Origin of the sequence: Streptomyces sp. NPDC090119 (genome assembly GCF_044747085.1) — a bacterium.
In the GTDB taxonomy this organism is placed as follows: domain Bacteria; phylum Actinomycetota; class Actinomycetes; order Streptomycetales; family Streptomycetaceae; genus Streptomyces.
Genome location: NZ_JBIVDK010000005.1, coordinates 388,751 through 401,034, shown reverse-complemented (window position 1 = coordinate 401,034; position 12,284 = coordinate 388,751). Strand labels below are relative to the sequence as shown.

3 protein-coding genes are annotated in these 12,284 nt (G+C 71.3%); 2 read left to right on the top strand and 1 reads right to left on the bottom strand.

Translation table 11 applies throughout. The annotated features are described in order from the left end of the window. Window positions 1-87: 87 nt before the first annotated feature. Together ACIPPM_RS23375 and ACIPPM_RS23370 are read left to right on the top strand one after the other, a co-directional pair. Window positions 88-9,303, top strand: a complete 9,216-nt coding sequence (locus ACIPPM_RS23375; RefSeq protein WP_401451010.1) for an amino acid adenylation domain-containing protein — start codon at window positions 88-90, stop codon at window positions 9,301-9,303. Further along, a complete protein-coding gene (locus tag ACIPPM_RS23370; RefSeq protein ID WP_401451008.1) occupies window positions 9,300-10,529 on the top strand; it encodes an MFS transporter in 1,230 nt (409 codons plus the stop codon). The genes ACIPPM_RS23375 and ACIPPM_RS23370 overlap by 4 nt, the downstream gene beginning before the upstream one ends. 68 nt (window positions 10,530-10,597) lie before the next feature. Here ACIPPM_RS23370 and ACIPPM_RS23365 read toward each other — a convergent pair whose 3' ends face one another. After that, window positions 10,598-12,073, bottom strand: a complete 1,476-nt coding sequence (locus ACIPPM_RS23365; RefSeq protein WP_401451006.1) for a glycosyltransferase family 39 protein — start codon at window positions 12,071-12,073, stop codon at window positions 10,598-10,600. Window positions 12,074-12,284 lie beyond the last annotated feature (211 nt).

Genomic DNA, 12,284 nt, shown 5'->3' with positions numbered 1-12,284 from the left:
TTCTGAAGGGGAGAGAACAGCATGGAACTGCCATCCGCTGCGAAGGACCGGTTGTCGGAGCTTCCCGACCACGTGCGGGAGCTCGTCATGCGGCAACTCGCCGGCGAGGCCGGGTCCGCCGCCGAGGAGCTCTCGATCACCCCGGCACCCCGGGACGGCGCGCTGCCGTTGTCGGCAGGCCAACAGGGCCTGTGGTTCCTGGCCGAACTGAACCCGGGCAGCGTCGAGTACAACGCGCCGCGAGTGCTGAGGCTGACCGGCGAACTGCGTATCGAACCGCTGCGGGCGGCCCTCGATGGTGTGGTCGCGCGGCATGAGGCGCTGCGCACCACCATCGGCGAGGTCGAAGGCCACGGGTTCCAGGTGGTGCACGAGCCCGGTCGGGTGCCCGTCGAGATCATCGACCTGTCAGGCCTGCCGCATCCCGAGCGTGGCGCCGAATTCGACCACTGCCTGGAGCGCGAAAGTGCCACCCCGTTCGACCTGCGTCGCGGTCCGCTGTTCCGGGTGACGCTGGTGCGCCTCGCCGCGGACGAGCACGTACTGGTGCTGGGCCTGCACCACATCGTCGGCGACGGCTGGTCCGTCGGCATCCTGGTCGACGAGCTCTACACCCGGTACACGGCGCTGGTGCGTGGCGAGGCGGTCGTACTGCCGGACCTGCCGGTGCAGTTCGCCGACTTCGCCGTCTGGCAGCAGGAACGGCTGGCCGGGCCGGACGTGGCGGGTCAGGTCGACTACTGGCGGCGGCAGCTCGCCGCGCTGCAGCCGGTGGAGCTGCCGACGGACCGCCCGCGGCCCCCGGTGTTCGGTACCGCGGGCGCGGTGCACGAGATCACCGTGCCCGAACCGCTGACCCGGCGGCTGACGGAACTGGGCGCGCGCAGCGGCTCCACGGTGTTCATGACCCTCGTGGCCGCCAGCCAACTGTTGTTCGCCCGGTACTCGGGGCAGGCCGACATCGCGGTGGGCTCGGTGACCGCAGGCCGCGGGCGAGTCGAACTGGACCATCTCGTCGGCTACTTCAGCGACACCGTCGTCCTGCGGTCCCAGGTGGACGAATCACGGTCCTTCACCGACTTCCTCGGCGACGTCCGCTCCACCGTGCTCGACGCGTTCGCCAATGACGAAGTCCCGTTCCAGCGGCTGGTCGACACCCTGCGGCCGGAGCGTGACCCGAGCCGGCCGCCCCTGGTGCAGGTGATGGTCAACCTCCAGAACGCGTTGGACGGAAGGGCCGAACTGCCGGGCCTGCGGGTCACGGAGATCGCCCCGCCGACACAGGTCTCCAAGTTCGACGTGTCGTTCGACTTCTACGAACATGACGGCGAGCTCACCGGTCATGTCGAGTACAGCACCGACCTGTTCGACCGGGCGACGATCGAGCGGATGGGCGGGCACCTGCTGACCCTGCTCGACGGCATTGCCGCGCGGCCGGACGGGCCGATGCGGGACCTCCCCATGCTCACCGAGCCCGAGCTGCACCGGCTGACCGTCGAATGGAACGGTCCCACCGTGGAGTTCGGCCCCTCCCGGTGCGTGCACGAGCTGTACGACGAGCAGGCCGCGCTCACCCCCGACGCGGTGGCGGTGAGCTGCGCGGGCGAGGAACTGACCTTCGCTGCGCTGGCCACCCGAGCCAACCAGCTGGCGAACCACCTGCGGAGCCTGGGCGCGGAGCCGGGAACCAGGGTCGGCGTGTGCGTCGAGCGCGGCGTGGACGCGATGGTCGCGCTGCTCGGCGTGATGAAGTCCGGCGCGACCTTCGTACCGCTCGACCCGGACTACCCGACGGAGCGGCTGAGCATGATGCTGGCCGACGCCGCCGCACCGGTGGTGGTCACCGACACCGCCGTGGCGGAGCGGGTCGCCGGGCACGACGCAGCCGTGGTCCATCTCGACCGCGACCGGCCGCTGATCGACGCCCTGCCGGACGAGCCGCCCCGGACCGGGGTCGGCGTGGACGACCTCGTCTACGTGATCTACACGTCGGGCACGACCGGCAGGCCCAAGGGCGTGCAGATCAGCCACCGCAACGTGCACCACATCCTGCGGTCCTGGAACGCCAGTTACCGACTGGACGAGATTCGCGGCCGGGCCCTGTGCGTGGCCAGCTTCGGCGTCGACCTGTTCCTCGGCGACTTCCTGTTCTCCGCGCTCTTCGGCGGCGAGATGGTGGTGTGCCCGGCGGAGGTGGTGACCGACCCGCCCACACTGGCGGACCTGATCGCCGAGGTCCGGCCGCAGATCCTGGCCACCACGCCGTCACTGGCCAGGGCGATCAGCACGGAGCTGGCCTGGCGGGGCGGCGGCGGTCTGGAGTCGGTGCGGCTGCTCTCCCTGGGCGCCGAGGGCTGGCTGGCGGAGGACTGCGCCAACCTGCTCGAGCACGTCGGCCCCGACACGCTGACCGTCAACGCGTACGGCGCGACCGAGACGACGATCGACTCCACGATATTCGTGCTGGGAGGCGACCCGGTGGAGCCCTCGCCGATCGTCCCGATCGGCAAGCCGATGGTGAACACCAGCGTGTATGTCGTGGACGAGCTGGGCCGCCCGGTGCCGATCGGAGTGCCCGGAGAGCTCTTCATCGGCGGGGGCGGCATCGCCCAGGGGTACTGGAAACGTCCCGAGCTGACCGCCGAGCGGTTCCCCCATGACGTCCTCGGGCCGGGCACCGGCAGGTTCTACCGCACCGGGGACGTGGTGCGCTGGCGCGGTGACGGCAACCTGGAGTATCTCGGCCGGGCCGACGACCAGGTCAAGATCCGCGGCTTCCGGGTGGAACTCGGCGAGGTGGAGACCGCGCTGACCCGGCACCCCGAGGTGGCCACCGCGGCGGCGGTCGCGCGACGGGGCGACTCCGGCCACAACCGGCTGTTCGCCTACGTGGTGCCCGCCGGCACGCGGGCGCCCGACCCCGCCGAACTCCGGGCGTTCCTCGCCGCCAACCTTCCGAGCCAGGCGGTGCCTTCGGCGATCGTGGTTCTCGACGAGCTGCCGATGACCCCGAACGGAACCCTGGACCGGCGTGCCCTGCCCGCCGTGGACGAACCCGAGGGCGATGCGTCCCGTCGGGTCGCGCCGCGTACCCCGGTGGAAGCCGTGCTCGTCGATGTCTGGGCGAAGGTGCTGGGCGTGGCGCCCGACCGGATCGGCGTCGAGGACAACTTCTTCAACCTCGGTGGTGACTCGATCCTCAGCCTCCAGGTGGTGTCGCTCGCCCGGCGGTCGAACCTTCGGCTGACCACCAAGCAGATATTCCTGCGCCAGACCATCGCCGAGCTGGCGGGCGACGTCACCACGGTGACCTCGCCCGATGTCGAGCAGGGCCTGGTCACCGGCCCGGTGCCGCTGACGCCCGTACAGCACTGGTACTTCGAGGAATTCCCCGACACACCCGGCCACTTCAACCAGTCCCTGTACCTCGAACTGGACCCCGGGACAGACGCCTTCGCGTTGAGTGAGGCGTTCACCGCCGTGCTCGACCACCACGACGGTCTGCGCCTCCGGGTCGAGCAGGTCGACGGGGTGTGGCGGCAGCACAACGAAGCCGCGGTCGAAGACGCCGTGTTCGGAGTCGTCGACCTGTCCGCGCTCGACGACGCAGCCCAGGAAGAGGCGGTGCGCGCGGCGATCACCGAGGCGCAGACCGGGTTCGACATCCGATCCGCTCCGCTGCTCAAGGGCGTGCTGTTCACCTTCGGCGGCGACCGGGCTCCCCGGTTGTTCCTCTGCGCGCACCACTACGTCGTGGACGCGGTCTCCTGGCGGGTCATCATGTCCGATCTGGACACCGGGCACCGGCAGGCGGCGAGCGGGCAGAAGGTGGACCTGGGTGCGAAGTCCACATCACTGCTGGACTGGGCGAACCGCCTCACCGGTCTGGTGGCCGAAGGCGGGTTCGACGCGGAGCTGGGGTACTGGTCCGGGGTCGAGCAGGCCACCGCGGACGCGGCCACGCTGCCGGTGGACCTCGAGGGACGCAACACCGTCGGCTCCGCACGCACCCTGACCCGCCGGCTGAGTGCCGATCGCACCGACGCGCTGCTGCGCAAGGTGCCCGAGGCCTACCGGACGCAGGTCAACGACGTGCTGCTCAGCGCCCTTGCCCGGGTGTTGCGCGACTGGGCCGGTGGCACCGTGCCCGTCGAGCTGGAGGGCCATGGGCGCGAGGACCTGTTCGACGACGTCGACCTCTCGCGCACCGTCGGCTGGTTCACCACGGTGTTCCCCGTGGCGCTGGAACTTCCCCGGGGCGACGACTGGGGCGCCACCCTGAAGGCAGTCAAGGAGCAGCTGCGCGCCGTACCGTCCCGCGGCTTGGGCTATGGCGCCCTGCGGTATCTCGGCGAGGCGGGCGCACTGGGGCAAGGGCGTCAGTGCCACGTCGGGTTCAACTACCACGGCCGCTTCGACGCCGACACCGGCGACGCCGGGCTCTTCCGCGGCTGGTGCGAGAACCCGGTACCCGACCGAAGCCCCGAGCAGGCGCGACAGTGCCTGCTCGACATCACCGGCATGGTCCGTGACGGCCGGTTGGAGTTCTCCTGGGAGTACTCCGGCGATGTTCATCGCGAGGAGACGGTCGCACAGCTGGCCGAGGCGTTCCTCACGGCGCTGGAGCAGATAGTCGAGTACTGCGCCCTGCCCGGCACCGGCGGCTGCACCCCGTCGGACTTCCCGCTGGCGGGCCTCGACCAGGCGGCGGTGGACCGGATCGCCGGCGACGGCCGTGCGGTGGAGGACGTCTACCCGCTCACCCCGATGCAGAGCGGCATGCTGTTCCACTCGCTCGACGGCGACGGCAGCGACGTGTACCTCACCCACTTCGCCGCGGTGCTGGACGGGATCGACGACCCGCACCGGCTCGCCGAAGCGTTCCAGCGCGTGGTGGACCGTACCCCGATCCTGCGCACCGCCGTGCTCGGATCCGCGGTGGACGTGCCGCTCCAGGTCGTCCACCGCGACGTACGGCTGCCCGTGACACACCTGGACTGGAGCGACCTGTCCGAGCAGGTGCGCGAAGCACGGTCGCGGTCGCTGTGGGAGAGCCTGTCCGCCCTGGAAATCGACCTGGCCGAGGCACCGCTCATGCGGCTGACTCTGGCCCGGTGGTCGGGGACGACTGTCCAGGTGTTCTGGTCCTCGCACCACCTGCTGCTGGACGGCTGGAGCTTCGCCGACGTACTGGCGCAGGTCTTCGAGGAACATGCCGCGTCGGGTGGCGCGGCCACCCCGGCGCCGAAGCCGCGCCGCCCGTTCCGGGACTACGTGCAGTGGCTGGCCGAGCAGGACGGTGCCGCCGCCGAGGCACACTGGCGCCGCGCGATGGCGGACTTCACGGCGGCCACGCCGCTGCCGTACGACCGGGCGCCGCTGGTCGCGCACAGCTCGCGGTCCTCGCGGGAGGTGAATCTGCGGCTGCCGGCCGAGCGCTCACGTCGGCTCTACGAGTTCGCCAAGGACGCCCGGCTGACGGTGAACACCGTCGTGCAGGGCGCGTGGGCCCTGCTGCTCGCGCGGCACAGCGGTGGGCACGATGTGTGCTTCGGCGCGACGGTTTCCGGCCGTCCCGCGGAGTTGGCGGGCGCGGACGAGATCGTCGGTCTGTTCATCAACACGCTGCCCGTGCGCACGAGCGTGGACAGCGGTCTCGGCCTCGTGCTGTGGCTACGGCGGATGCAGGACGAGCAGGTCGCGACGCGGCAGTTCGATCACGTGTCGCTGGGGCAGGTGCGCGCCTGGAGCGAGGTCCCGCGGGACTCGAGTCTGTTCGACAGCATCGTCATCTTCGAGAGCTTCCCCCACGACCGGGACGCGGCCGCCCGGCACGGGCTCGTGGTCCGCGAGAGCAACGGCGCGGAGGACACCAACTACGCGCTCACGCTCACGGCCTACACCACCGACGAGCTGCACCTGCGCGTCGGCTACGACCCGCGTCTGTTCGACCGGGGCACGGTGGAGCGGATGGCGGAACGCCTGGCGACCATGCTGGACGCCTTCGCCGACCATGCCGAGGACGCGATCGCCCGGCTGCCCATGCTGCCGAGCGCCGAGCGGTCCGTCCTGTTGCACGAATGGAACGCCACCTCCCGGCAGACCGGACAGGCCGCCACCGTCGAGCTGTTCGAGCAGCAGGCCGCGGCCACCCCGGCCGGCACCGCGCTGGTGCACGGCGACGCCGTGCTGAGCTACGCCGAACTGGACGCCCGCGCCAACCGGCTCGCCCACCACTTGGTGGCGCGCGGGCTGGGCCCCGAGCAGATCGTCGCCCTGGCCTGCCCGCGGACGTCCCAACTGCTGGTGGCCATGCTGGCGGTGCTGAAGACGGGCGCGGCCTATCTGCCACTGGACCTGGACCACCCGCGAGAACGCCTCTCGTTCATGCTGCACGACGCGGCCCCGGCTCTGGCACTGACCGGCGACGAGGCGGTACTCGACCTGCCGGAGGGCACACCGACCCTCTCGCTCACCGACCCCGACGTGGTTGCCGCGCTGGCGGGGCACCCGGAAACCAAGCCGGACCTGCCCGTGCCGCCGAGTCCGGAGAACGCCGCCTACATGCTCTACACGTCCGGCTCCACAGGTCGGCCCAAGGGCGTGGTGGTCACCCATGGCAACCTGCGCAACTTCGTGCGGGACATGCGGGGCCGGACCGCGATGACCCCCGACGACCGGCTGCTGGCCGTGACGACCGTCGGTTTCGACATCGCACATCTGGAGCTGTTCGTGCCGCTGATCAGTGGCGCGACCGTGGTGCTTGCGGACAAGGAACTGGTCCACGACCCACAGGAGCTGCGTCGGGTGGTCCACCGCGACGGTGTGACGGTGGTGCAGGCGACCCCGAGCCTGTGGCGCGGAGTGGTCGAGAGCGCCGCGGACGTGCTCGCACGGATCCGGGTGCTCGTCGGCGGCGAAGCACTGCCCGCGGAACTGGCCGAGGCCCTCACCGCCGGGTCGCCGTCGGTGACGAACGTGTACGGGCCGACCGAGACCACCATCTGGTCGACCGCGGCAGAGCTGGCGCGCGGCGGGACCGGCGCGCCGCCGATCGGCGGACCGATCGCCAACACCCGGGTCTACGTGCTCGACGCCGGTCTCCAGCCGGTCCCGCCCGGCGTACCTGGTGAGCTGTACATCGCCGGTGAGGGCGTGGCGCGGGGCTACGCGAACCGCGCAGGCCTGACCGCGAGCCGGTTCGTGGCCGACCCGTTCGGACCGCCCGCCGAGCGGATGTACCGCACCGGCGACGTGGTCAGATGGCGGGTCGACGGGGACCTGGAGTTCGTCGGACGGGCCGACGACCAGGTCAAGATCAGGGGATTCCGGATCGAGCTCGGCGAGATCGAGACGGTGCTGGCCGCCCACCCGCAGGTGGGTTCGGCCGTCGTGGTGGCGCGCGAGGACGGACCGGTCGGCAAGCAGCTCGTGGCGTACGTCGTGCCGACCGGGGACGCGCCACCCACGGTCGCGGACCTGAAGGCGTACATCGAGCGGTCCCTGCCGCGATACATGGTCCCCGCCTTCTTCGTGGAGATGGACGCCTACCCGCTGACGCCGAGCGGAAAGGTCGACCGGCGGCGGCTGCCGGCCCCGGACGCGGTGGTCGACACCGGCACTCCGCGGGTGGCGCCGCGCGATGCGACCGAGGGCGCGCTCGCCGCGGTCTGGGCGGACGTACTGGGCCGCCCGGTCGACGAGATCGATGTGACCGGCGACTTCTTCGAGCTGGGCGGGGACTCGGTGCTCTGCGTCCAAGTGGCCTACCGTGCCCGGCGGGCCGGGTGGTCCATCGTGCCGAGGGACCTGTTCTCCCACCCGACCATCGAACGCCTGGCGGCGGTGGCCGTGCGAGCCGCGGCCCCCACGGACGCACCCGCGTCCGGGCCGCCGCCGGTGGTCGAGTCGGCTGAACTCCCGCAGGATGCGCCCGAGGCGGTCGCTCCCGGGAACGGGGTGGCGACCGACAGCACGGGCCCGGCCATCAGCGACGAGTTCCTGCGCGCCCGGCTCGCCGAACTGGCGCGCACGCACCGGGTGCCGGGCGCGCAGCTCGCCGTGCGCCACTCGGGGCGGCTGACCGTCGTCGAGACGGGTGAACGGGTGGCCGGGAGCGGCCTGCCCGTCACCGCGGACACGGCGTTCCCCATCGCCTCCTTGACCAAGCCGGTGACCGCGCTGGCCGTGCAACTGCTGGCAGCCGACGGGCGCCTCGACCTCGATGCCCCGATCGGCGCGTACCTGCCCGAGCTCTCCGCCACGAGCCCGGTGGGCCGCATCACCGCGCGGCAGGCCCTCGCCCACACCGGTGGGCTGGTCGCCGCGATCGACGAGCGGGTGCCGAGCACGGACCGGCGCCGGTGGGTCGAACGCCATGGTGACGAGGCCGCCGTGATGCACCGGCCGGGCACCGCGTTCTCCTACTCCGATGTCGGCTACGTCCTCGCGGGACGGATGGTCGAAGTGCTGACCGGCATGGACTGGCGGACCGCTGTGGAGTCGACGCTGTTGCGCCCTCTCGGGATCACGGCGGCCTACGACGGACAGCCGGGCAGTCGTCCCATGGCACAGGGCCATGTGGTGCGCGACCGCGTGTTCCCGGTGTCCGAGCAGTCCTTCTCCCCGATCGAGGAGCCGGCCTCGGCGCTGGCGGCCAACGCGGCCGACCTGGTGCGGCTGGCCGGCGTGCACGACCGGACCGCGTCCGGGGCCGTGCTCGATCCCGCGGCCGCCGACGCGATGCTTGTCGACCAGACCGGCGACGTCACCGTCGGACCGTTCGGCCTCGCCGACGGCTGGGGGCTCGGCTGGTCCGTGTACCGGGGCGTGGACGGTGACTGGAACGGGCACGACGGCAGCGGCGACGGCACCTGGTCCCACCTGCGCTTCGAACCGGCCACCGGGACGGTGGTGGCGCTCGTCACGAACGCGAGCACCGGCTCCGGGCTGTGGGAGGACCTCCTCGCCGAACTCGGCGCGGTGGGACTCGACGTGGCCAACCACTCCATGCGGGCACTGTCCGATCCGGGAGCGCCCGCCGCGGGGCCGGCCGACTGCGCGGGGCACTACGCCAACGGGGACTGGGAGTGCGTGGTCGAGGAGCGCCCCGAAGGGTTCACCCTCTCCGTCGGGGACGGGCCGCGCTCCGTGCTGACCTGCTACGCGGACCTGCGCTTCACCACCGAGGGCCGCGGGGTGCCGGACACGGGCCGGTTCGTCCGCGACCCGGCCACGGGCCGGGTCGAGATCCTCCAGCTCGCCGGGCGACTGCTCCGGCGTACCGGAGCGCCGACTGGATGACGACCGAAGCAGGCGTTGCGGTTGCGCCACCGCTGTCGCGCAACCGCAACTACCACATGCTGTGGGGCAGTCAGCTCGTCTCCGAACTGGTCGGCCAGATGTGCCTCATCGCGTTCCCGCTGATGGTGATGGCGACGACCGGCTCCGCGCCCCGGATGGGAGCAGTCACCGCCGTCATCGCGGCGGCGGGCATGGTGGCCAACGTCCCGGCGGGCGTCCTGGTGGACCGCTTCGACCGCAAACGGGTCATGCTGGTGTGCCAGTGCGTCCGCGCGGTGGCGATGACAAGCCTCGCGATCGCTCTGCTCGCGGACCGCTTCTCCATGTCGCACGTACTCGTGGTCGCGGTGGCGGAGGGGCTGCTGGGCGCTGCCTTCGACCCGGCCGAGCACGCGGCCCTTCCGCAGGTCGTCCCCGAGTCGCAGCTGTCGACGGCGGTGGCCCGCAACACCACGCGCCGTTACATCGCCACGCTGCTGGGCCCGGCCAGTGCGGGTTTCCTGTTCGCCTTCGACCCGATGGCCCCGTTCACGGTCGCCGTCGTCCTGCTCATGGCGTCCTGTGCCGTGCTGTCCTTCCTCAGGCTCCCCCGGCCGGAGCCCGAGGCGAAGCCCGACTCCCCGAGGGCGGGCATGCTGGGCGACGGGTTCCGGTGGGTGCTGGGGCACCGGGTGATCAGGTCGACGCTCGTCTGGCTGATGTGCTGCGAGCTGTTCATCTCCGCCCTGACCACCATCGTGCTCGCGCTGTCCGGCGAGGGCGACATGGCCCCCGGCACATTGGGCATGATGATGACCGGGTTCGGTGTCGGAGGTCTGCTGGGCGCCGCGATCGCGGGCCGGCTGCACGCCGTACTGCCCGCGCCCGCGATCATCATGGGATTCCCCTGGTGCGGGGCGGCGTTGACGCTGGTCCTGGCGCTGGTGCCGACCGGGGTGCCGACCGGCGTCGTGCTCGGCGGGATCGCGTTCTTGATCCCCACCGCCTTCACGACGGTCATGACCTATCAACTCGCGGTAGCCCCAGCTGAGTTGCGTGGCAGGCTGAGCGGCATCGTCGGGCTCTTCGCGGGCGGTGCCGGTGCGATCGGGCCGCTGGTGGGCGGGCTGCTGATGGCGGACGGAGACAGCCGTGGCAGCCTGCTGATCTGGTCCGCCTGCCTGGTCGTCGTGGCCGCGGGCACCACCCTCAGCCCCTCCCTGCGCCGGTTTCCCACGCTGAAGTGACGAGGCCGCGCATGCGATCGCATGCGCGGCCGGTCGTGGTGAGGCGGCCCCTCCGGGCCACCTCACGCTCATGTCAGCGAGCAACCCTTCTCACTCTTCGCGGTGATGGCTTCGGCCGTGTACGGGCACTGGTAGCCGATCCAGGTGAGTCCGGGCCACAGCTCTGACCACGGTGCGCGGGGCCCGCGGCACACCAGGAACTCGGTGTTCTGGTCGGCGACGGGCAGGTCGGTCTTGAACTTGCCGCTGGGCTCACAACTCGTGAACAGGGCGCCGAAAGTCTTGCGGTTCACGCCGACCGCGATGACCACGTCGGTGTCGTCGGCGGGCCTGCCGAAGTCGGCGTAGGAATTTTGGCCACTGTAGACGTGCGGGAGGCCGTGCTCCGGCCCGTATCGGTCCAGGGCACCCGCCAGGCCGTAGTGGTTGGCGTAGATGACGGCGTGCGCGCGGTCCTGCGGGGACAACGACCGGTCGACGGCGGCGACCTGCTCGGCCAGCTGGGGCCAGGCCGCCTGGTCGAGCTGGAAGACCCCCAGTTCCTTCAGCACTGGGTTCGACCCGTACACCGCGACCGGCAACACCGGCAGCATGAGCACGGCGGACATCGCCGCGTTGCCCACCAGGGCGGTACCGGCCAGCGAGCGGCGGACGGTGGTCTTCGCCCACTCCGCTGTCACGACGGAGCCCGCCGCCAGCAGCACCAACTGGAGACCGCCGGTGTACTCGGGCTTCCCGCCGATGGCGACCAGCAGCACCGACATGAACAGATAGGCAACGCCGACCGGTCGGAACGCCCGCCACTGCGCGCGCCGCAGCAGGGCCACCACTCCGGCGATCCACACCGGAGTGAGGAACAAGCCGATCATCAGCACCTGGAAGGGAACGAAGGCGACCCTGGAGTCTTCCCCCACGGCCGTCTTCAACGCGGCGCTCATCTCGAGAGCGGGCCAGTCATGCGTGATCTGCCACCACAACGCCGGCGCCGAGATCAGCGCGGCGAGCCCGGCTCCCACCCACAGGTGCCGACTGCGCAGGACAGCTCGCGGTCCCGTCGCCAGCACACCCACCAGCAGGGCGAGAAGCAGCAGCACGATGAGGTTCTTGGCGAGCAGGCCCACACCCGTGACCGCGCCGACGGCGAGCCAGAGCCGGGTGTCGTGGGTGCGCAGCAGGCGGGTCACCAGCCAGCCCACCGTCACCCAGCCGACGAGGTCGGGGATGTTGGTGGTCAGCACGTGCCCGGCGTTGAGCGTGACGACCGAGGCACTCGTCGCGGCGGCGGCGAACAGCTGGGCGCCGCCACGGCCGCCGAGTTCGCGTGCGATGAGGGCCGTCACCCACACCACCACGCAGGCCAGCAGCGCCGGCACCACGCGCAGCGCGGTCAGGGTGTCGCCGAGTAACGAGGTCTCCGCTCTGGCCATCAGGGATACCAGCGGGGGCTGGTCGACGTATCCCCAGGCAAGGTGCTCCCCGGACGCCCGGTTGTACAGTTCGTCGACGTGATACCCGTGCCGCCCGGACAGGGCCAGCAGTACCACGCCCACTCCGGCACAGACGGCGAGTAGTGGCCGCCGGTTCAACACGGGAATCGCCGCCGGTGGGGGCTGGGAAGATACCGACGCACTTCTGGTCGTCGTCGCCACGTGTCCACACTCTCTTCTGTTCGTGGGTTCGGCCGTTCGGATTGTCTCGGGCGCACTGTGGGCGGGCGAGCATGTTGAACTCTGCGAAAAGCTGTCTGCTACCGGG